This window comes from Paenibacillus glycanilyticus, from assembly GCF_030161375.1.
Classification (GTDB): domain Bacteria; phylum Bacillota; class Bacilli; order Paenibacillales; family Paenibacillaceae; genus Pristimantibacillus; species Pristimantibacillus glycanilyticus_B.
Genome location: NZ_BSSQ01000001.1, coordinates 199,900 through 221,252 on the forward strand (window position 1 = coordinate 199,900; position 21,353 = coordinate 221,252).

A 21,353-nucleotide genomic window follows, 5' to 3' on the forward strand; every position below is an offset into this window, starting at 1 on the left:
GCCATCCGATTGGTCCGCAATGATTCCTTTTTGCACCACTTGCCCCGCCTCAAGAAGCGCTTTATGATGGTAAGATTGACTATCACAACCAGAAGGATTAGAACATCATGAGAATCAGAGATTGGGATCAAAATTTAAAAATCAGATTGTTGGGGGAATCCGGATTTAATATTATTTTCTGGATCTTTTTCCCTTACCTATCCATCTACTTCGCGCAATCCTTCGGCAAGAGCTGGACCGGCATTTTGCTTATTCTGTCGCAGGCGTTGTCCGTGCTCGTTAATTTAACGGGAGGTTATTTCGCGGATCGGCTGGGGAGAAAAAAAGTAATGGTGTTTGCCGCCGGCGGACAAGCGATAGGTTATGGCGTCTTTGCCGTTGCCGCTTCCCCGTGGCTGACGATTCCGACGGTCGGCTTCGCGGGCTTTACCTTCGCCAGCTTATGCGGCACGTTATATTGGCCGGCCAGCCAAGCCATGGTGGCGGATGTCGTACCGGAGGAGCAGCGTTCCGGCGTGTTTGCCGTTTTCTATACGGCCGTTAATATGGCGGTTGTTGTTGGACCTTTGATTGGCGCCACGTTTTTTCTGGATTCGCCTCATATCGTCTTGTTTGCGGCCAGCGCCGTCTGCTTGCTAGTTGCCCTGCTGCTTGCCTCTTTCACGAGAGAAACGCTGTCGGCCGATGCCATTCATACGAAACGCAGCACTAACGAACCTTGGCACAAGGCGGTTACCGACCAGCTGCGGGATTACAAAGTGATTGCCTCGGACCGCGTATTCCTGCTGTTTATTGTTGCCGGGGTATTGTTGTCCCAGACGTTTATGCAACTGGACCTGCTGTTTCCCGTCTTCCTGAAGGAAACGATTCATTCAACTACCGTCCTGGCCTTCGGAGACTGGAATCTCCAGTTATCCGGCGAGAAGCTGTTTGGGCTTATCGTATCGGAGAACGGGCTGTTCGTCGCTTTGTTTACGGTGGCGGTAACCAAATGGATGATGCAATACCGCGACCGGTTTGTTTTTATCGGAAGCGCTTTGTTTTATGCCGTCGGAATCGCGATGTTTGGCCAAATGTCCGCGTTCTGGGGGCTGACGGCAGCTATCGTTGTATTCACGCTCGCGGAGCTGATGACCGCGGGTCCTCAGCAGACCTTTGTATCGCGGCTAGCGCCGGAGCATATGCGGGGACAATATTTTGCGGCGTCGAGCCTGCGGTTCACCATCGGCCGAACGCTTGCTCCCATCTCCATTCCGCTCAGCGAGTGGATTGGCTACGACGGAACGTTTGGACTCCTGACCGTGCTTGCCGTATTGTCCGCGGTGATCTACTACATCATGTTTAACCAATACGAGAAGCAATCTGCCTAGAACGAAAGGCTGTCCCTAACGTCCGCAATGGCGAGGGACAGCCTTTCGTGATGCAATTCAACAAGATAAATTCCAGTAATTATGCTAGGATAGAGTGTGAATTAGTAGATTCCCTAACCAATTGGAGGCGCTTACACATGAATCAGGAGCAAGTGGAGCAAGTAGCTGAAGGGTATTTCGGAGAATTTGGCGGCAGCTTTGTTCCGCCCGAGCTGAAGGAAGTATTGGACTACTTGAGCGCGCAATTCAACAAGTTTAAGGACGATCCCGAGTTTAAGGAAGAACTCGACTATTACCTCAAAGAGTATGTCGGCCGCGAGAATCCGCTGACTTACGCCGAGCAGCTGACCAACGCTTGGGGCGGCGCAAAAATCTATCTTAAGCGCGAAGACTTGAACCATACCGGCGCTCACAAGATCAATAACGTTGTTGGACAAATCCTGCTTGCCAAACGGATGGGCGCGAAACGCATCATCGCCGAGACTGGCGCAGGCCAGCACGGCGTAGCGACGGCTACCGCTTGCGCCATGTTCAACATGGACTGCGTCATCTACATGGGGGCGGAAGATACTCGCCGCCAAGCGTTGAACGTATTTAGGATGGAGCTGCTTGGCGCTACCGTCGTACCGGTCAACAAAGGCCAAGGCCGCTTGAAGGATGCGGTTGACGAAGCTTTGAACGATCTGGTAGAGAACTATAAAAATACGTTTTATTTGCTAGGATCGGCCGTTGGCCCGCATCCTTTCCCTACGATGGTGAAACACTTCCAATCCATCATTAGCGAAGAGTCGAAACGTCAGATCCTTGCCAAAGAAGGCCGTCTTCCGGATGCCGTCATTGCCTGCGCGGGCGGCGGAAGCAACGCAATTGGCGCATTTGCCCACTATATCGACGAGCCGTCCGTACGCCTCATTGGCGTTGAACCGGATCAAGCCCCAACATTGACCGAAGGCGTGCCAAGCATCATCCACGGCTTCAAATGTCTGGTGCTGCTCGACGAAGAAGGCAATCCAAGAAAGACGTACTCCATCGCAGCAGGTCTTGACTATCCGGGTATCGGACCGGAGCATAGCCATCTGAAAGTCAGCGGCCGCGCGGAATACGTAACGGTAACAAACGAGGAAGTGCTTGCGGCATTCCAGGAGTTGTCCCGTACGGAAGGCATTATTCCCGCGCTTGAAAGCGCGCATGCCGTAGCTCACGCGAAAAGGCTCGCCCCTACCATGGGCAAAGACGAGATCATTATTGTCAACTTGTCCGGCCGCGGCGATAAAGACGTGGAGCAAGTGTTCCACATGCTGAACAAATAACTGTACCTACGAGAAGGAGCCGTCCCCATTAGTTCGGGACAGCTCCTTCTTTTATTTCTCCCGATCCATGACGACCTGAACGGCGATCGGCTCCCCTTCAACAACTCCATCCCGTTGCAAGTCGGACAATCTGAATGCATAGCCAACCCGAACCGGAAGGGTATGGGTCTGCGGAACGTCATTTGCCAATGCCATTATTCGCAGGCATGCAACCGCATTTTGCAGCGGCAATAGCGGTCCAAGCTCAAACAAAATTTCTTTGTCGCCAGACGGCAAAGTGTGAACAAGCCCACTCCCGGATAACGGGATCGCGATAAGTCCTTGCGGGATTTGAACATTGATGATTGTCCTGTCTGTATCCAGTTTCCCTGTATTTCTAACCTGAATACAACTGGCTTCCCCGCTGCCTTGTTCCAGTTCCAACAACGCAGGCGTTACGGATAACTCAAGTTGCGGTGATTCGGACGCATGCGGCATTTCATGATCACCTCAAATATTCGTTTCTCTCCCTAAATCATATGTCCTATCCCCCATTTCCTTCACCGCTAACGCCGCACTATTTTACTTGCCAGTCCATAAGCGTATACTGAAGTAGTATGCGATTTATTTAAGGAGGTATTTGACTATGGGTTATGAATCTTATTTCTCGGAACGTAGAGAACAGCAACTGGGAGAGCTTAAGGAGTTTTTGACCATTCCAAGCATCTCGGCGCTGTCAGAGCATAAGCAGGATATGATAAAAGCCGCCGAGTGGGTGGCCGGCAAGCTTGAGCAGGCAGGATTGGACAATGTGGAGGTCGTTCAGACGGCAGGGCATCCGATCGTTTACGCGGATCATCTTCATGCACCGGGCAAACCAACCGTACTCGTCTATGGCCATTATGATGTACAGCCGGTGGATCCGCTTCATCTGTGGGAGACGCCGCCGTTTGAACCAACGGAACGGGGCGGCAAGCTGTACGCCCGTGGAGCGACGGACGATAAAGGCCAGATTTACCTGCACATCAAGGCAATCGAAGCCCTTCTGAAGCAGGAGCAAGAGCTGCCTGTGAACGTGAAGTTCTGTATCGAAGGCGAAGAGGAGATTTCGAGTCCAAGCTTGCTTACCTTCCTGAACAAGCAGCAAACGAAGCTCGCAACAGATGCCGTCCTGATCTCGGATACTTCCCTCATTGAAAAAGGCAAACCGGCGATTTCCATCGGCCTTCGCGGACTTTGTTCGCTAGAGCTGTCGATTAACGCTTCGAACACGGACTTGCACTCCGGTACATACGGCGGCGGTGTTCCGAACGCCCTTCATGCGATGGTTGAGCTGCTTGCTTCCCTTCATGACAAGGATGGCCGCATCACCGTTGAAGGGTTCTACGAAGGCGTTCCGGAGCTAACCGCCGAGCTGCACGAAGAATTCGAGAAACAACAGTTTAACGAAGAACAGCTTAAGCAAACGCTTGGCCTTGGCACGCTTTATGGAGAACAAGGGTATACGTTTGTGGAGCGCACCGGCGCACGTCCAACGCTGGAGCTGAACGGCGTCTGGGGCGGCTTCCAAGGTGAAGGCACAAAGACCGTTATTCCAAAAGAAGCGCATGCGAAGATTACCTGCCGCCTTGTCGGCCAGCAGGATCCGCAGCGGATACTGGATGCGATCATCGCGCATCTCCATGCTAACGTTCAGCCGGGCGTTACCCTTAAGATTAAGCCGGGCGAAAAAGCGCGCGCCTTCGACATGGATCCTTCGAACCCGCTTCTGCAAACGGCAGCGGATGCCTATGAAGCGGTGTATGGCACACGTGCCCTGTTCACGAAAGACGGCGGTTCGATTCCGATCGTGGAGACCTTCTCCCGCCAGCTGTCGGCGCCGGTTATTATGATGGGCTTTGGCCTGCCGGACGAGAATCTTCATGCTCCGAACGAGCACTTCAACCTGGAGAACTTCGACAAAGGACTTCTGACAATCGTCGAGTTCTTGAAGCGAATCGGGTAAAACAAAAAGCGTACAAATCGAAAGTCGATTTGTACGCTTTTTTTCAATTAAAACGCCGGAAGCGCGATATCCCCATAATTGTCTTCGAGGAATTTCTTAACCTCCGGACCTGTCATCCGCTCGGCAAGCTTCTGAATGGCAGGCGAGTTCACGTTGTCCTCGCGCGCGACAAGCGTAATCACAAAGTCCGATTCGCTGCCTTCGGTAATAAGAGCATCGTTCTTAGGCGTCAGGCCAAGCGGTTTCGCGTATGCCGGCGTCATCAGAACCATGTCCACGTCGTCAATAACGCGTGCAAGCATGAGCAAATCGACTTCCTGGAATTTGAACTTATGCGGGTTGTCCACGATATCGGCTTGCGTAGCCTTGATGCCTACGCCTTCTTTCAGCTTAAGCAGGCCGTTTTTCTCCAGCATGACAAGCGAGCGCCCGATATTGGACGGATCGTTTGCAATCGCAATCGTTGCGCCGTCCGGAAGTTCTTCGATCTTTTTGTATTTTTTCGAATAACCGCCGTATACCGCATTATAAATCGCTTTTACCGGAACAAGATTGGCTTTGTTCGTCTCGTTAAACTCATTCATATACGGTACGTGTTGGAAGAAATTCGCATCTACTTCTTTATGTTGGAGAGCCGTATTTGGCTGAACGTTATCCGACAGCGTTACGATGTCCAAGTTAATGCCGTCCTGCTTCAAGAGCGGCTTCACCAGTTCCAGAATCTCGCTCATCGGCGGAATAAGTACCGCTACCTTCAAATTGACTTCTTCCTTCGCGGCTGTTCCTTCGTTTGTGCCTTGATTCGCCTTCTTATCCGCATTGGCGTTGTTATTTTGACCGCATCCTGCAACCATAGCCACAAGAAGCACGAGCATGACGATCCCGATTATTTTGTTTCTCATTTCTATTCCTCCCGCTTCTCTATCCAAGTCTGCCTTTTGTATCTCTATTATGCCGCAACTGGCGGTCGGCAGCCTGTAAGACCCTAGTCTAGACGAGTCCATCCCATAAATCAATCTATAGATTCGCTCGCACTATTCGCAATTTGGAATATGAAATATAATTGAAAGAAAATTGAAATGCTATCACTTTGAGGATTCATTAGGGCGGAGGAAACCTGCTATGCCATTCACAAAACATGAGATCGAGTTATTGAACAATCTACTTCCGAATGAGGTAGAAGCGAGCAGAGCGCGCGCTGCTTATGGCAAAACGGCCTCTTACATTCCGGAACTGGCGAAAGCTCCGCAGGATGCGCTTGGCATCCATATGATCGACGTCGACGGAACAACGGTATCCGGCGGCGATTGCGGCCTTTCTTTTACCATGCAAAGCATTTCGAAAGTGTTCACGCTTATTCTCGCGCTGATGGATAACGGTGAACAGGCCGTATTTGAGAAAGTCGGCATGGAGCCAACCGGCGATAACTTCAACTCGATGCTGAAGCTGGAGCTGGTCCGGCCGGGGATCCCGTTTAATCCGCTAATTAATGCAGGAGCAATTGCCATCTCATCCTTAATCCACGGTAATAACCCTGCGGAGAAAAACGCCCGCGTCCTCTCTTTCTTCCAAGCGCTTGCCGGCAACGATACGCTAGCTTACGATATGGACGTGTACCGTTCGGAATCGGATACGGCCAATCTGAACCGGTCGATGGGGTATCTGCTGAAGGATAACGGCGTTCTCGAAGGTAACGTCGAGGATGTGCTTGACGTCTATTTCCATCACTGTTCCATCTCGGTAACATGCGGCGATTTGGCTCGCATGGCCCTCGTCCTGGCCAACAACGGAACCGATCCCCTCACAGGTACTGCGCTTATTCCGCGCCGGTATGTTCAAATAGCAAAAACGTTTATGGTGACTTGCGGGATGTACAATGCCTCTGGCGAATTTGCCATCCAGGTAGGTCTTCCCGCAAAAAGCGGCGTTTCCGGCGGCATTTTGACAATGGTTCCCGGACGAGCCGGCATCGGAGTTGTCGGACCTGCGCTAAATGCCAAAGGCAACAGCATATCCGGCGTCCATCTGCTCGAGTCCCTCTCCCGTGAATTGGACTGGAGTTTGTTCTAGAATATAGGCTAGCAAGCAAACAAAAAGGTGTACAACAAGCTGCCATCCGGCAACATGTTGTACACCTTTCTTTCATTTAAAGCTCCCGCATAAACTCCTCGATATCTTTATCCGCCTTGGACTGATTGCATTCGTTGCAGGCCACTACGCAGTTATCGGGAGTCGTATGCCCGCCTTTGGCCCGCGGCAGCATATGGTCGATCGTATCGCCGTATTGGCCGCAGAAATGGCAGACATAATTGTCTCTCGTCAAAATGTAACTTCGGAAATCCTTGTTACTGAACAACCGCCGGATCGTGGTCCGGTTCACAATGACAGCAGCCCGCTCCTTCACGAGCGTCACCGCCAGTTCCAGATCAATCTCTTGATGCCAGCGCCGTCCTTTGTCCGTTTTGCCTCGCATCCAGACCGTTCCGTTGCGCGTTGTCCGCAGCAAACTCACATCAGACGGCGAATAATTCACCGGCAATGGACGGGGACGGTGTTTCCCTCCGCCCGTACGGGCTGATGATTTGGTCGGCCTCGGACGCTTCGGCGTAGCAACAGCAGCTGGTGCAACTTCAACAACAGGAGGAGCCGGAGCTAGCCGCTCTGCTTCGGGCACAACGGCCGGTTGGCTAGCCGTTCCGGTTGAAGCATTCTCCGTTACGGGGAGCGGCAACGGCTGAGCTTGCAGCTCCGCCTGGTTGCCAGCCTCCGGCAAATTCATGTCTGCGGCATGCAGCTTAATCGTTCCGGCCGCACGGGTTCTCTGCTTCCGGCATACCCGGCAAGCTCCGCGTCTGGAGCCTGTTCCCGAGCGCCGGCCCGTACGCCGCAAAAAGTCCGTCATCGGCTTTTGCTCCAGGCAATGCGCGCATTGTTTATATCGAGTCGTTTGCAAGTTATCGGTCATCGGTAGCAGCGGATGCAAGCAACATCCGTCCTTCACCCCATTACCCTTAGTAATTACAGCTTCATTCGATAGATCGGCTTATTCTCCAGTCCGCGAACAACAGGCGTCCATGGCTCGCTTTCCGGGGTTGTCTGCAGGGCGTCTTCAACCATCTGCAGCTTGGCGTCCATCGCATCGATATGATGAAGCGCCACGGCTTCCGCCGTCTGCGGTTGAACGGGACTCCCCCACTCTCCCAGATTATGATGAGACAGCACCATATGCTGCAATCCGAGCACTTTTTCTGACTGCAAATCGATATTGCACCGAATCGCCGCCTCCGTAATCCAAGTCGACGCAAGCGAGATATGTCCCATCAGCTTGCCCGGCAGGCTATAGTCCGATACGACGCCCAGCTGCGCGATCATCTCTTCGGGCTTGGCGATATCATGAAGAATAATGCCGGCTTTGAGCAGATCGGCGTTCAAGAACGGCCGCTGCTTGCACAGAAACTCTCCAATCTCGAGCATTCTGGCCATATGGTAAGCAAGTCCGGCAAAATACGCATGATGATGGGTTTTGGCCGCCGGATAATGCGTCAGTTTCTCTTCTACTTTTGCCACGCAATAATTCACGATAGCTTGAATTTCCGCATCTTTAATACTTTGTTTCGCAAGATTAATCGTATCGATAAGTTCATTGGAAGCAACCGGCGCCGATCGGATGAAATCGGTCAATATAACGTTGTCTTCCGGGACCGCCGGGCGCATCCGCGAGATCTTGATCTGCAGCTTCTCCCGGTACAAATGAACATTCCCTTGAACTTTAACGAGCCCCATCGGGAAAAAAGTTTCCTTGTCCTGCTGGGATACATCCCAAAACTTAGCCCCCAGCTGTCCGCTGGCATCGGCGAGTACAATATCGAAATAATCTTTAGGTGTCGTTGCGTTTGTCTGCTTGACGTCCAGCTCCTTCAGCAAATAGAAGCCGGTAAAATCGTCCTGGTTGCGAAGATCCTTAATTTGCGTCATTCTTGTTCCTCTCTCTTGCCCATGATGACTCCATTATACTATGAAACATGCCTTCGCGGCGCGCAAAAAGAAAGAGACTGTCCGTCCGGACTTCATGTCCGTCGAACAGCCCCTATTACGACTTGCTTATTGAACGGCTTCCGCGGAAGCCGAGGCATCAGGAGCAGCCGGATCCACCGGAGACTCTTGATCTACCTCTTTATGAGCCTCTACGAATTCGTATGCCGAGTAGAGGGCGGCTGCCGCATCTGCTCGATTCACGATTTGCTGAGGATGGAAGTTGCCTTGCTCATCCAGAGAGACAAGTTTGTACAGCAGCGCGCGCTGGATTGTTCCCTGATAATCAACGGTGATATCCTTCTCATCCCCGATGTTGATGTACATTTTGATCAGCGGATATTGGCCGGTTTTCTCGAGCGCCTGCACCAGATAATGCGTGAATTGCTCTTTGGTCAACGGCTTATTCGGATCGATGTCAGCAGGCAGATCCAATCCGTTATAATGCGCGATCACGAAGCTTTCCGCGTACCAGGCGTTGTTCTTCACGTTGGTGAAAAACCCGTCCGCCGTAGGAGCTGCCGTGAAATCGATCGCTGCCAGACTGAGTTGCAACGTGCGGACGATCAGCTCGACGCCTTGCGCGCCAGTCAGGTTTTCTTCCGGTCGGAATTCCGAAGAAGACACCCCTTTTACAATGCCAAGCCCCTCTAAGGCTTCAATCTGCGCCCGGCTGCTCGTGCCCGCAATATCCTTAAACGCGGAGTCCGCGGCAAAAGCCTGGCCGGATACAGCGCCGAACAATATAGCAGCCGAAACCGCGGCAGCGGCGATACGTTTTTTCATCACAATGTCCTCCTTCATCCTCTAGGCTGTATTGATGAACATCTGTTCAATGATTTGGACGAAGGTGCCTCGGGAAAAGTTGCTAATAACTAATGTCCCGGTTAGATTTTTTATCCACCGTCATTTTCATATAAACAAATAGCAGCGCAAACCCGGCGATTCCGACCAGCGCCATGCCCGTTCCCACCCAATAAATCGATTCCGGTCCTACCTGCTGGAACAAATACCCTCCGAGATAGCCGGATGCTATCCCCGACAAACCGCCCCACGTAAGCGCGTAGACCGCTTGCCCCGATGCCCGCAGCTCGCTTGGCACAATAAGCGCCGTAAGTTGCGTGCCGATATAATAGAACGTTCCGAAGGTCAAGCAATGAAGAGCCTGGATGAAAATAATCTGCTGCGCGTCGCCCGCTCCGGCCATCAAGAACCAGCGGAGCGAATATAACGCGCTGACCAGGATCAGGCAGCTGACCATCGTCCTGGCGTTCCTCGGCAAATAACGGTCAAGCAGCAGGAAGACCGGAATCTCAAAGATCGAAGAAAGAAACGCCGACCAGCCCACAAGATCGGTATGTCCTCCAAGCTCCGTCATATACAGCCCGATAAACGTCGTATTCATGGAATTGGGAATTGAGATGAGAAGCCCTATGACCAGAAACACGAGAAATACCCGGTTGCCCAGCATCTGCTTGTAATTCACGCCTTCGGCCGTCTTGGAAGAAGAACCTTGCGGCAACGTAAAAGCAAAGCCAATCGCAACAAGCATCATAACGGTATAAACGAGCCATAACCGGCTGATGCCGATCTGTCCGAGGATAGGCCCCGTAACCAAAGCGAGCACCGCCCAGCCGCAGGATCCCCAGAGCCGGAACGCTCCAAACTTATGGCGCGTCCCTTCGATGCTGTTAAGAATAAGACTGTTGCTTTGCGAAAATAACGGCATCTGGAAGAAGAAAAACAGCAGCATGCAGCTAAAGATAAACGGGTAGGAATCACTCAGGAAGACAAGCTGCATAGCCACGAGATTGCCGACCAGCATCAGAATCAGGATAAGCCGGATATTATGCGTCCGGTCGCTCAAATAACCCCATAACGGGTTTGCGATTAACGATACGATTGGCCCGCCTGCCATCAGCGCGCCAATCTTTAACGGCGAAATGCCGATCGATTGCAGATATAGGGCAAAAAAAGTGCTGTATACCGCTATCGTGCCGTAGCTGAAAAAATTAAACGTTTTAATAAAACGGAAACTTGCCTTCACTGCCTTCGTTTCAACCTCATTCATGCTGTCCATCCTTGTACTGCCCATGATTATACCGGTATTGCCGTTGAGCTGGAACGGGACCTGACTTCCTCAGCCGATACTTCGCGGCCTAGCTCATCGGACAAATAAATACCTTCACTGATCAACATCGTCCGCAGAGCAATCGCTGCGGTTGGCAATAACGGAACGCGCCCCTGAAGCGCCGCAATCCAATGATGCTGCGACGAGTCGTACGCGTCTTCATTCTCGCGCAGCCGGTGCCAGCGCAAATCCATCATGTCCAGGTCAATCGTGCTGTCCAGATCAATATCGCATACGGTGCTATGGAAGCTGAACGGTTGCGTCGCTTCGCCCGGCATCCCGTTCGGCAACCGTACGCCGCCTTCCGAGCCCAAGATGCTGCTTCCTTCAAAGCCGCCCATATGCACCGACCAAGCTTCAATGAGGTCCAGCGTCAAACCGCCCTTAAAGCGGACAAAGCCGGTTGCCAGCTCTTCCACGTTAAAGCCGCTGCTTGTTTTGCGGTCCTCCGGCATGGCCATCTCCTGATAAACCTTGCCAGAGATTCGCTCGACTTCCGGATTGCCAAGCAAATGAAGCAGTTGAGCGATATGGTATACGCCCATGTCGAGCAAAGCGCCGCCGGCAGCCGTCTCTTTCTTGGTGAAATACGGCGTGCCATAACCGTCGACATAGGGACGGTTTCTGCGGCGGAAGCCTGTCGAGCGCGCATGGTACAATCTGCCAAGCTTGCCACCTTCAATAAGTGTCTTGGCGGCTTTCGTATCTTTGCCGTATAGCGTAAACAGCTGAACATGCAGCAGCTTGCCCGTTTCCTCCGCCGCCTCAAGCATCCTCCTGCCGTCTTCGTAGGTGCCGGCAATCGGCTTCTCGCAATACACGTGTTTGCCCGCCTTCAGCGCGGCCACCGTAACCGGCGCATGGAAGTTGTTATGCAGGCATACATCAACCGCCACGATCTCTTCAAGCTGAAGGAGTGCCTGATAATCCGAATACACATGCGGAATCCCGTATTGCTCCGCCACGCGTCTAGCTTCCGCTTCGTTCACGTCGCATACGGCAACGATTTCTACGCCCGCAATCTGGCGGTATTTCTCGATATGCTGCTTGCCGATCTGACCAACGCCAATGATTCCGATCTTGACCGTCTCCATTATCCTTCACCCCTTGCATCCGCTTCGTCCGCCAGATGTTTCTTGACTATGCCGAGCAGTCTTTCGATCTCGAGATATTGCCGCTTCGGCGCGTTATATTCCACTCCCCAGTAGCCTTTGTAGCCAGCATCCTTCAGAGTTGCAATCGTATTCAATGCATCGCCGGAAACGGCTGTCTGTTCGTCAAAATGGGTATGGTAAGCCCATGGCGCAACCAATTTGTCGCCTTCCTCCCGGTCCGCTTTCCACCGTCCGAGATGCACAAGGAAACCAAATGCCGGATGGTCGACTGCTTCGGCAATCCGCTTCATTTCGCGGGGCAAGAGCGATGCGCCCATATGATTCTCCGGTCCGATCAGAAACCCGTTGTCCGAAGCAAACTGCGCAAACTCCCGGTACGTCCGGACCGTGTATTCGAACTGTTCATCCGTCATCGTCTCCACGTCATGATAGCTGCCGCCCGTGTCGATCCGGACGGTTTGGGCTCCAAGAATAACCGAAGCCCGCAGGTGCACAAGCGCGTTGTCGTATAGACGTTGTCTGACTTCCGGATCCGGATCCCACAAATGCGCGCCGTCAACGGCCAAATTGACAACCGACATTTCCTTTTCGTCCAGCGCCTCGCGGATCTTGCGGATATAGCTTTCATCTGCAAGCTGATAGATCGGACCCGTGTTACGGTCGATGAAAAAGCCGTTCCACAGATCGGCCACGTCCAGCTTGTAGCGGTATTTAACCGTTTCCAAATAACCGAATACATCCATTTTGCCTTCCAAATACGTGTTGTTAAACGAATAGCCTCCAATTGATACGTTCACGATTCCTCACTCCCGCTGATCAATATGTCCATCCCCTTCCATTATAGAGCTTGAACCGCGCGAATAAGGGATATTTTTGGCGACAAGCGGGGGAAATTTCTATTGGTTGGGCGCCCCGGGAAAGATCGTTCTCATATTGGCATGCTCGCTGAGCGGAGACGCCGGCTTTTTCCATGATGAGCGTGTTGGAATTTGATGAAATGAGCATAATAAGAATGAAAATTTCCGCCCTCGAAGCTCAATCGATCTATTTTCAAGATAATAATGATACATATTCGTTATTTTAGTTACGGGGCATGTTTATAATATAATGGATTCATAAGTAAGTTCTAATTTCCGTCCCTTGAACTTCAAAATCCTAGACGGAGGTATCTGTCGATGTCATCTGGCAATTTGCACACGCAAGACCCTTGGGCATCCTATTACGGGCCCAACCTTGGTTATGTACAAGAGCAATATGAACTGTTTAAGCAAAATCCCGAATCCGTCATTGCCGAGTATCGCGAGCTGTTCGAGAAACACGGCGAACCGCCTCAATACGCAGGCCAAACGGCGGCACCTATCGTAGCAGCGCAAGCTTCCGGCGGCGCGGCGATCGACGCAAAAGTACTTCAAAACCTAGTAGCGGCTGGTAAGCTTGTATGGAACATACGCGCTTTCGGCCATTTAGCTGCGGATATCGACCCGCTCGGTATCAGTCCAAAAGTTAGCACAAACATGCTTGAGCTTGGAACTTACGGCTTGTCCGAAGCCGATCTGGCAGCCCTTCCGGCGGAGCTTGTCTGGACGAAAGCGCCTGCCGACGTGAGAAACGGCTGGGAAGCGATTGAGAAGCTTCGCAAAGCCTACACGGGCACGATTGCCTTCGAATTCAGCCACGTTCATAACGAAGAAGAGCGCGCATGGCTGAAACAGCGCGTTGAGAAACAACTTCCGGCAACGAAGCTAAGCACGGAAGAACGCAAGAAAGTTCTGACGAAGCTGTTCGAAGCCGAACAATTCGAAGACTTCCTGCAACGTACATTCGTCGGCCAAAAACGTTTCTCCGTTGAAGGCAACGACGTTCTCGTAGCCCTCGTTGACGAGATGGTTCACGAGCTGTCCAATGACGGCGTTAAACATATTCTGATGGGCATGGCTCACCGCGGACGCCTGAACATTCTGGCGCATGTACTCGGCAAGCCTTACAGCAAGATTTTCTCCGAATTCCATAACGCAACTAACAAGAAGATGAGCCCGTCCGAAGGCTCCATCGGCATCAACTACGGCTGGACCGGCGACGTGAAATATCACCTTGGCGCGAACCGTTCGATCGGAACCGGCGAAACGGTTAAGACGCGTATTTCCCTCGCGAACAACCCAAGCCATCTCGAGTACGTGAATCCGGTTGTCGAAGGCTTTACGCGGGCAGCGCAGGATGACCGCATGGCTCCGGGTTATCCGAAGCAAAACACGGATCTGGCAGCAGCCATCATTATGCACGGCGACGCTGCGTTCCCTGGCGAAGGCATCGTTGCGGAGACGATGAACCTGTCGCAGCTTAACGGCTACTCCCATGGCGGCACGCTTCACATTATCGTCAACAACAAGATCGGTTTCACGACCGAAAGCCATGATTCCCGCTCGACGCATTATGCAAGCGACGTAGCCAAAGGTTATGAAATTCCAATCGTACACGTTAACGCGGATGACCCGGATGCGGTTATCGCTGCAGCCCGCATGGCGAGCGAATATCGTACGAAGTTCAAGAAAGACTTCCTGATCGACTTGATTGGCTACCGTAAATACGGCCACAACGAAACCGATGATCCGGAAACAACGCAACCTACGATTTACAAAAAGGTAAAAGCTCATCCGACGGTAAGCCGTATCTTTACGGACAAACTGATTGCGGAAGGCGCGATTACCGAGCAAGACGCGGAAGGCCTGAAACAAGAAGTTATCGGCCGACTGAAAGCGGCTTACGAAGAAATGAAGAGCCGTGAAGGCCAAGAACCCGTTCATCAGACGCAAGGATTGCCTAACGATCTGGCAACGGGCGAGCAAGTGGCTCCTGTCTCGGTTGAGAAACTTCGCGAGATTAACGCAAACCTGCTCAAATGGCCGGAAAACTTCACCGTTTATCCGAAGCTGCAGCGCATCCTGGAACGCCGCGCAACAGCCGTGAACGACGGCGAGAAGATGGACTGGGGCCATGCCGAGACGCTTGCGTTCGCAACGATTCTGGCTGAAGGCAAACCGATCCGGATCAGCGGCCAGGACGTAGAGCGCGCAACGTTTGCTCACCGCAACCTGGTGCTGCATGATGCTGAGACTGGCGACACGTTCTGCCCTCTTCATCATCTGCCGGAAGCAAAAGCTTCGTTCGCAATCCACAACAGCCCGCTCTCCGAAGCGGCTGTACTTGGCTTCGAATACGGCTACAACGTACACGCTCCCGAGACAATGGTCTTCTGGGAAGCTCAATATGGCGACTTCACGAACGTAGCGCAAGTCCTGATTGATCAGTTCATCTCGGCTGGCCGTGCGAAATGGCAGCAGAAATCGAGTCTGATCATGATGATGCCGCATGGTTACGAAGGTCAAGGCCCGGAACACTCCAGCGCTCGTCTGGAACGTTTCCTGCAATTGTCCGCTGAAGAGAACTGGACGGTTGTGAACTTGTCCAGCGCAGCGAACTATTTCCACTTGCTTCGCCGCCAAGCTTCGATCACGGAGAGCGATGCTGCCCGTCCATTGATCATCATGGCACCGAAGAGCTTGATTCGTAACCCTCGCGTTGCGTCGGAAATTTCCGAACTGAGCAACGGTTCGTTCAAATCCGTTATCGAGCAAAAAGGTCTTGGCGCTAAGCCTGACCGCGTGGAACGTCTCGTGCTTGCAACGGGCAAGATGGCCATCGACATTGAAGATGCTATCGAGAAAAACGGCGACCAATCGCTGGATTGGCTGCATGTCGTACGCGTTGAGCAGTTGTATCCGTTCCCTGAGAAAGAAATCGCAGCGATTATCGAACGTCTGCCGAATCTGAAGGAAATCGTTTGGGTACAAGAAGAACCGCAAAACATGGGTTCGTGGTTCTACATGGAACCTCGCCTGCGCAAAATCGCGCCAGCCGCTGCAAGCGTAAGCTACATCGGCCGTCCTGAGCGTTCGAGTACCGCAAGCGGCTTCCAACAAGTACACAGCTTCGAGCAGCAGCACATTTTATTGCAGACTTTAAAATATAGTCCGTCGTTGACATATAACACTGGGAGGTAGGCTCACGTGCAACAAATTATTGTACCGGCAATGGGTGAATCGATTACGGAGGGCACAATCTCCAAATGGGTAGTCAAAGTAGGAGACGCGGTTAAACAAGGCGACGTTCTTCTCGAGCTTGAAACCGACAAAGTAAACATTGAAATCAGCGCTGAATCCGATGGCGTTCTTCAAGAAGTGACTAAAAACGAAGGCGACACCGTTCAAATCGGCGAAGTCATCGGCACAATCGGAGCTGGCAGCGGCGCTGCCGCTCCGGCTCCTGCTGCACCGGCAGCTGAAGCAACTCCAGCACCTGCAGCAGCTCCGGCTCCTGCGGCTGCTGCTCCTGCTACGGCAGTTGCGGTTGCCCCTGCTCCGGCTCCTGCAGCTGGCAGCAGCTTGAACGTTTCTCCTGCAGCCCGCAAGCTTGCTAGAGAAAAAGGCATCGACATTAACGAAGCGCAATCGACGCTTGGTCGCGTTGATCTTCGCGCAGCAGCTCCGGCTCCTGCAGCGGCTCCTGCACCTGCAGCAAAAGCGGCTCAACCGGAATTCACGTCGAACAAGCCTTTCACGCGTACGAAGATGTCCCGCCGCCGCGCGACAATCGCTAACCGCCTCGTTGAAGCTCAACATACAGCAGCTATGCTGACAACATTCAACGAAGTGGACATGACTGCGATCATGGACGTTCGTAAACGCCGTAAGCAATCGTTCCTGGATAAGCACGAAGTTGGTCTTGGCTTCATGTCCTTCTTCACTAAAGCAGTTGTTGGCGCATTGAAAGAGTTCCCTAACCTGAACGCTGAGATCAACAACGGCGATATCATCGCTAAGCAATACTACGATATCGGTATCGCGGTATCGGCTAAAGAAGGTCTCGTTGTTCCTGTCGTACGTGACGCGGACCGCATGAGCTTCGCTGATATCGAGAAATCGATCGTTTCCCTGGCTAAAAAAGCACGCGATAACTCGTTGTCGCTGGATGAGCTGCAAGGCGGAACATTCACGATTACTAACGGCGGTACATTTGGTTCCCTGCTGTCCACGCCAATCTTGAATGCTCCGCAAGTCGGCATTCTGGGTATGCACAAAATCCAGCTTCGTCCGGTAGCGATCGACGCTGAACGTTCGGAGAACCGTCCGATGATGTACATCGCCCTCACTTACGATCACCGTATCGTTGACGGCTCTGAAGCCGTTCGCTTCCTCGTGAAAGTGAAGGAAATGTTGGAAGATCCGGAAACCCTTCTTTTGGAAGGCTAAATGATTGGGCTGTACCCTTGGGTACAGCCTATTTTTATTTGCTGATGTTAGCTCGCTGTTTGCAGTTGCTGCGTAAATGTATCTTCTTCTGATCGCTGTGGTCTTTAGTTTCCTTTAACAACTTTTATAATGTTGGAACCTAAAGACCAAGGCGAACGCTCCGCTTCTCCAGAAGATACATTTACTCCGCGCCTTCCCACGGCTCGCCTAACAACAAACAAACAAAAGGCTGAACCCAAGGCTAAAAGCCCACGGGGTTTAGCCTTTTTTACAGCCGTAAGCGTTCCTGGCTGAACGCCCAGGAACGATGGAAAAACAAGAATGACATTATTTCAAATTGTCATTGCGAAATTTTTCCTACAAGAAGTATAGTAGTAATGGTGATCGACATGAAGGATATTCCTTTGTACAAACAAATACAAGAAGCGATAAAAAAGCAGATTATGCTAGGTAATCTCCGCCCCGGAGACCGAATACCTTCCGAGAAGGAATTAGCAGATCAATTCCATGTCAGCTTAATGACGACAAAAGGAGCATTGTCGGGTCTTGCTGAGGAAGGTATCGTCGTCCGCTCCAAGGGCAAAGGAACTTTTGTCGCGGGACAAGCGCCGTATCATCTGAAATTTCAGAAGGAGGATAGCAGCAAGAACACCTCTGCTCTCCTTCCGCGTAAAAAGCTTATCGGCATGATTATCCCTTCCATGCGGACGAAAGTGGAACAGCGGCTTCTCGATGCTATTGAAAATACGGTAAATGAATATGGCTATACGCTTGTTATCCGCGTATCGAGAGGTTGCCCGATGAAGGAACGCCAATCGATCCAAGACTTAGACGAACTTGGAATTAGCGGACTGGTCCTGTTCTCCATCGGTGCAAATCACGAGCGACAAGCCGTTGACCAAGCTGAAGAATTGGGCTGCCCCGTTGTTCTCATTGACAGGTATTATACGGACAAGCCATTTGTTAGCGTAAGTTCGGATAATCGTGACGGCGCGCGCAAGGCGGTAACTTATCTCGCCAAGCTGGGACATCGCAAGCTTGCTATACTTTCGCCTCCAATCGAACATAGCGTAATGGCCGATCGGCTTGCCGGGTTTGAGAACGCCATTACCTATCTTCCCGAAACTTCCGTTCTTCGTTATACGATGCCTTACGAATCTTTTAATGTGTCGAGAGATGAAGGTGCCAAGCTCATGAACGGGTGGATCGCGGAGCACCATGCCCATTTCTCGGGGGTTATCGCAACAGACGTGGAGCTTGCGCGTTTAGCCTATTATGCCTTGAAACGTTATGGCTCTCTGACGGGCAAACACTTGATTACATTTGATGATCCGGAGATTCCGGACATTGCCTATATCCGCCAGGATGAGTCATCCATCGGAAGAAAGGCCGTCTCCTTGCTCATGGAGCATATTGTTCGGGGCGAAGAGCGGCAAGGCCAGTTCGTTGTACCCGTACAATTGATGTGGCCACAATAAAAGAAGGAGAAGGCCACTCTTAGGGCCGTCTCCTTCTTTTACTTCTTAAGGATTAACGCGGAAATTTTCAAACCGCGTATGGTTATTCATAGTTCGAAGACCCACTTTGCCATGCGTAAACGGATTGCTGCTGTTGTCCGTGTAGGCGATTTTTGGCGTTGTCATGTCATTCACGTACACCTTAATCGTTGTTCCGGATGTCACAACCTTCATATGGTGCCAGCTTCCCGCTGCAAGGGCAACCGGTGCGGAGGCAACGGACGTGAAATTGTAATTCATTTTACCAAGATACACGCCGTCCGGCTTGATGAATGCATAATAGCCTTGCACGTAATCCGGATTATTGGCAAGTACCGTGCCGTTCGAAGGGTTATTGACCCTAACGAGCATGCCAGCGTCACCGGTGGAATCCACTAGCTTGATATCGGACTCAGCCGTATAATCAGCCCAACGTTCGTTGCCAATGATGGTCTTCCCGAAGGCACCGGCTCCTGCCGCGTCCAGCTCTCCCGCATTTACGGACCAGTTGCCGTCAAATCTCGTCCAGCCATTGTCATTCCCATCATTAAAGTCGTCCAGCAGACTTGTCACCGCATCGCCGCGAGAGAACGTCATTCCAGAGAAATCAAACTCGCCTTTTACAAACTCGAATTTCAGTTCATGGTATCCCGCCGTCAAATAAAGTCCTTTCTTGCTTGCCGTTATCCAGTTCTCCCAATCCCCGGAGCTTGGTACGCTAACCACGCCGGTCAGATCTGTAGCGCCATCCCATACACGGTAGCTTGCGTCCGTAAAGGTGGTGGCGAGACGCACGTCCAGATCATAATAACCGGTCTCGGCGACGTTCACCCGATACTTCAGCCATTCTCCGGTTTGATTCCAGCCTACAATATTTTTTCCTTCAGCTGCAGAGCTGCGAATATCAACCGAACCGCTGCGATAAGCACCGCCGGTATTTTCTGCAGTCAAATCATGATAGGCCGTACCTTCACCACCGTTCATATAATGAACGGCTTCGATGGAACCGGGCAGCGGTTTGTATGTATTCCAAGCACTGCTGCCATTCACCTTGTTGCTAAAAGCCGCATAGCCAAAATCAGCATGCGCATCGGTTGTCGTATAGCCGATTTTGCCTCCGCTAATCCCGCTAACGGTGCGGGTCTGCTTTTTCATACCGTCGACGTAAATCGCAAAGCTGCTGCCTGCTTTCTCCACCCGGATCTGATGCCACTTCGTGTAGTCATAACCCGCAGGAAGAGCGGAATATTGCCAACCTTGGCTGACGCCTCCCACTACAAAATTCGTCTCCAGACGATTCAAGCTGCGGTTAAGCACGGCAACGCCGTAATTGCTCTCGTCCGTGTAGGAGAACACGGTTCCATAGACCGGATTCGCGCTAGTCCCCTGCTTGATCTGCTTTGTATTGAATTCCGCCGTATAATCACTCGCCGTGCTTGAGGTTGTCACCTGGCGGTACGTATTCGTATTGCCAATCGTGTCTTGCCACATCAGTTCCTGATTGTAGATCCCCCACGTGCCTCCTCCGACATTGGTCCATCCGGTACCGATAGCCGTCCGGTTGAAGCGGTCTTCGAAATCCGCCAATTCGGGATTCTGCTGGGAAGCGGTTGTTGGACCAAGCACCAGCATCTTGTCCCCGTTCCACGCTACACGATCCAAGTTCATTTTGCGGCCCGGGTAGACGAGATTGCCGCCAGAGGCATGGCTGTGATAAACGATAAAGTCCGAATCCAGATCCGGTCCCTTGATCATGCTGTTATGTCCGAGGCCTACATTCGAACCTTCGGTATCAATCAATACCGGGTTCTGATTGTTTGCAGGCGTAAATCCGGTCGTTGGGCTTGTGCTGGTTGCATAATTGACCCGGTAAGCGGTGCTCCAGACATGGTTGCCGGTATACGTCATATAATATTTGCCGTTACGCTTGAAGGTCGTTGAACCTTCCGTCCATCCCGCCATCGATAACCCCGTATTCTCAACCGCGCCAAAAGCAGTCGGACTCGTCATTGGACGGGCATCAATCCGGTCGGACCCGGTCGAGTAGAAATACCATTTGCCATCGTCATCAATAAATACGTTCCCGTCGATTCCCATCCCAAGATTGCCGGTGGCAACCGTAAACGGACCGGTTGGACTAGTGCTCGACAGAACGTAATGACCGCCGCCGCCAGGAGAGGTATACATATAGAACATCCCGTTCCAATAAACAACCTCAGGTGCATAAGCGGCTTTCGTGACTGCTTCCGTCGTGCATAACCCGCGATAGCTCCAATCGATAAGATTGGTGGAGGACCACACCTTAACGCCGGTCTGATCGTCGACTGTGCTGACATAGAGGTAATAGGTACCGTTGAATTTCAGAATATAAGGATCGCCTTCCCCGTAAAAATCATTGTTCGCCCAACGCCAAGAATCGCTTATGTTGATCGGGTTGCTGAATGCGCTCACTTGGAGCGGCATCAGCATAACGGCAGCGGCTGCGCCAAGCAGCAAGGTTTTCCACTTTTTCATCAACGATCATCTCCTTAATTTGGTAAGCGTTTTCAAGACGTAGTATAACAAACGGTGGGGACAAGCTCTTATACCTAATTAGATATAAAATGTAC

16 protein-coding genes are annotated in these 21,353 nt (G+C 51.9%); 7 read left to right on the forward strand and 9 right to left on the reverse strand.

Annotated features, from left to right (window positions below; all coding sequences use genetic code 11):
- The first annotated feature begins 107 nt into the window (after window positions 1-107).
- Both QQK89_RS00700 and trpB read left to right on the forward strand, forming a co-directional pair.
- Window positions 108-1,370 carry an MDR family MFS transporter gene (locus QQK89_RS00700; protein ID WP_284236476.1) on the forward strand — a complete coding sequence of 421 codons (1,263 nt, stop codon included), beginning with the start codon at window positions 108-110 and terminating at the stop codon, window positions 1,368-1,370.
- 137 nt (window positions 1,371-1,507) lie between these two features.
- Window positions 1,508-2,680, forward strand: a complete 1,173-nt coding sequence (trpB, locus tag QQK89_RS00705; protein ID WP_284236477.1) for a tryptophan synthase subunit beta — start codon at window positions 1,508-1,510, stop codon at window positions 2,678-2,680.
- 51 nt (window positions 2,681-2,731) lie between these two features.
- Here the strand turns inward: trpB and QQK89_RS00710 are convergent, their stop codons facing one another.
- Window positions 2,732-3,157: a hypothetical protein gene (locus tag QQK89_RS00710; RefSeq protein ID WP_284236478.1), complete on the reverse strand. Its 426-nt coding sequence runs from the start codon at window positions 3,155-3,157 to the stop codon at window positions 2,732-2,734.
- Window positions 3,158-3,305: 148 nt separating this feature from the next.
- Between QQK89_RS00710 and QQK89_RS00715 the strand changes: the two genes are divergently transcribed.
- Window positions 3,306-4,664: a dipeptidase gene (locus QQK89_RS00715; protein WP_284236479.1), complete on the forward strand. Its 1,359-nt coding sequence runs from the start codon at window positions 3,306-3,308 to the stop codon at window positions 4,662-4,664.
- A 47-nt stretch (window positions 4,665-4,711) separates the two neighbouring features.
- On the opposite strand, the gene QQK89_RS00720 is transcribed toward QQK89_RS00715, so the two are convergent.
- The gene (locus tag QQK89_RS00720) at window positions 4,712-5,566 is read right to left on the reverse strand and encodes a MetQ/NlpA family ABC transporter substrate-binding protein (RefSeq protein ID WP_284236481.1); all 855 of its coding nucleotides are present in this window, start codon (window positions 5,564-5,566) and stop codon (window positions 4,712-4,714) included.
- A gap of 220 nt (window positions 5,567-5,786) precedes the next feature.
- Here QQK89_RS00720 and glsA point away from each other — a divergent pair, with 220 nt between their 5' ends.
- On the forward strand, window positions 5,787-6,734 hold the full coding sequence (gene glsA, locus QQK89_RS00725; RefSeq protein ID WP_284236482.1) for a glutaminase A: 948 nt from the start codon (window positions 5,787-5,789) through the stop codon (window positions 6,732-6,734).
- A 76-nt stretch (window positions 6,735-6,810) separates the two neighbouring features.
- On the opposite strand, the gene QQK89_RS00730 is transcribed toward glsA, so the two are convergent.
- The 6 genes from QQK89_RS00730 to QQK89_RS00755 form a co-directional block, all read right to left on the reverse strand.
- Window positions 6,811-7,566 (reverse strand): HNH endonuclease, encoded by a 756-nt coding sequence (locus QQK89_RS00730; RefSeq protein ID WP_284236483.1) that lies wholly within the window; start codon window positions 7,564-7,566, stop codon window positions 6,811-6,813.
- Between the two features lie 116 nt (window positions 7,567-7,682).
- The gene (locus QQK89_RS00735) at window positions 7,683-8,639 is read right to left on the reverse strand and encodes a 3'-5' exoribonuclease YhaM family protein (RefSeq protein ID WP_284236484.1); all 957 of its coding nucleotides are present in this window, start codon (window positions 8,637-8,639) and stop codon (window positions 7,683-7,685) included.
- A gap of 126 nt (window positions 8,640-8,765) precedes the next feature.
- Window positions 8,766-9,482, reverse strand: coding sequence for an S-layer homology domain-containing protein (locus QQK89_RS00740; protein ID WP_284236485.1), 717 nt, complete (start codon window positions 9,480-9,482; stop codon window positions 8,766-8,768).
- A gap of 82 nt (window positions 9,483-9,564) precedes the next feature.
- On the reverse strand, window positions 9,565-10,767 hold the full coding sequence (locus tag QQK89_RS00745) for an MFS transporter (protein ID WP_284236486.1): 1,203 nt from the start codon (window positions 10,765-10,767) through the stop codon (window positions 9,565-9,567).
- A gap of 26 nt (window positions 10,768-10,793) precedes the next feature.
- A complete protein-coding gene (locus tag QQK89_RS00750) occupies window positions 10,794-11,921 on the reverse strand; it encodes a Gfo/Idh/MocA family protein (RefSeq protein ID WP_284236487.1) in 1,128 nt (375 codons plus the stop codon).
- Window positions 11,921-12,739, reverse strand: coding sequence for a sugar phosphate isomerase/epimerase family protein (locus QQK89_RS00755; RefSeq protein ID WP_284236488.1), 819 nt, complete (start codon window positions 12,737-12,739; stop codon window positions 11,921-11,923). Before QQK89_RS00755 ends, QQK89_RS00750 begins: the two co-directional genes overlap by 1 nt.
- A gap of 378 nt (window positions 12,740-13,117) precedes the next feature.
- Here QQK89_RS00755 and QQK89_RS00760 point away from each other — a divergent pair, with 378 nt between their 5' ends.
- The 3 genes from QQK89_RS00760 to QQK89_RS00770 all read left to right on the forward strand — a co-directional run bounded on the left by QQK89_RS00760 (window position 13,118) and on the right by QQK89_RS00770 (window position 18,726).
- Entirely contained in the window at window positions 13,118-16,000 is a 2,883-nt protein-coding gene (locus tag QQK89_RS00760) for a 2-oxoglutarate dehydrogenase E1 component (protein WP_284236489.1), read from the forward strand.
- Window positions 16,001-16,006: 6 nt separating this feature from the next.
- A complete protein-coding gene (gene odhB / locus QQK89_RS00765; protein ID WP_284236490.1) occupies window positions 16,007-17,248 on the forward strand; it encodes a 2-oxoglutarate dehydrogenase complex dihydrolipoyllysine-residue succinyltransferase in 1,242 nt (413 codons plus the stop codon).
- Between the two features lie 377 nt (window positions 17,249-17,625).
- Window positions 17,626-18,726, forward strand: coding sequence for a GntR family transcriptional regulator (locus QQK89_RS00770; RefSeq protein ID WP_284236491.1), 1,101 nt, complete (start codon window positions 17,626-17,628; stop codon window positions 18,724-18,726).
- Window positions 18,727-18,771: 45 nt separating this feature from the next.
- On the opposite strand, the gene QQK89_RS00775 is transcribed toward QQK89_RS00770, so the two are convergent.
- The gene (locus QQK89_RS00775) at window positions 18,772-21,258 is read right to left on the reverse strand and encodes a family 43 glycosylhydrolase (protein WP_284236492.1); all 2,487 of its coding nucleotides are present in this window, start codon (window positions 21,256-21,258) and stop codon (window positions 18,772-18,774) included.
- Between the last annotated feature and the right edge of the window lie 95 nt (window positions 21,259-21,353).

What these genes read in the sequence shown, in the direction of transcription:
- QQK89_RS00700 (WP_284236476.1), top strand. Translation starts at nt 108, where the DNA reads ATGAGAATCAGAGATTGGGATCAAAATTTAAAAATCAGATTGTTGGGG.
- trpB (WP_284236477.1), top strand. Translation starts at nt 1,508, where the DNA reads ATGAATCAGGAGCAAGTGGAGCAAGTAGCTGAAGGGTATTTCGGAGAA.
- QQK89_RS00710 (WP_284236478.1), bottom strand. Translation starts at nt 3,157, where the DNA reads ATGCCGCATGCGTCCGAATCACCGCAACTTGAGTTATCCGTAACGCCT.
- QQK89_RS00715 (WP_284236479.1), top strand. Translation starts at nt 3,306, where the DNA reads ATGGGTTATGAATCTTATTTCTCGGAACGTAGAGAACAGCAACTGGGA.
- QQK89_RS00720 (WP_284236481.1), bottom strand. Translation starts at nt 5,566, where the DNA reads ATGAGAAACAAAATAATCGGGATCGTCATGCTCGTGCTTCTTGTGGCT.
- glsA (WP_284236482.1), top strand. Translation starts at nt 5,787, where the DNA reads ATGCCATTCACAAAACATGAGATCGAGTTATTGAACAATCTACTTCCG.
- QQK89_RS00730 (WP_284236483.1), bottom strand. Translation starts at nt 7,566, where the DNA reads ATGACGGACTTTTTGCGGCGTACGGGCCGGCGCTCGGGAACAGGCTCC.
- QQK89_RS00735 (WP_284236484.1), bottom strand. Translation starts at nt 8,639, where the DNA reads ATGACGCAAATTAAGGATCTTCGCAACCAGGACGATTTTACCGGCTTC.
- QQK89_RS00740 (WP_284236485.1), bottom strand. Translation starts at nt 9,482, where the DNA reads ATGAAAAAACGTATCGCCGCTGCCGCGGTTTCGGCTGCTATATTGTTC.
- QQK89_RS00745 (WP_284236486.1), bottom strand. Translation starts at nt 10,767, where the DNA reads ATGAATGAGGTTGAAACGAAGGCAGTGAAGGCAAGTTTCCGTTTTATT.
- QQK89_RS00750 (WP_284236487.1), bottom strand. Translation starts at nt 11,921, where the DNA reads ATGGAGACGGTCAAGATCGGAATCATTGGCGTTGGTCAGATCGGCAAG.
- QQK89_RS00760 (WP_284236489.1), top strand. Translation starts at nt 13,118, where the DNA reads ATGTCATCTGGCAATTTGCACACGCAAGACCCTTGGGCATCCTATTAC.
- QQK89_RS00770 (WP_284236491.1), top strand. Translation starts at nt 17,626, where the DNA reads ATGGTGATCGACATGAAGGATATTCCTTTGTACAAACAAATACAAGAA.
- QQK89_RS00775 (WP_284236492.1), bottom strand. Translation starts at nt 21,258, where the DNA reads ATGAAAAAGTGGAAAACCTTGCTGCTTGGCGCAGCCGCTGCCGTTATG.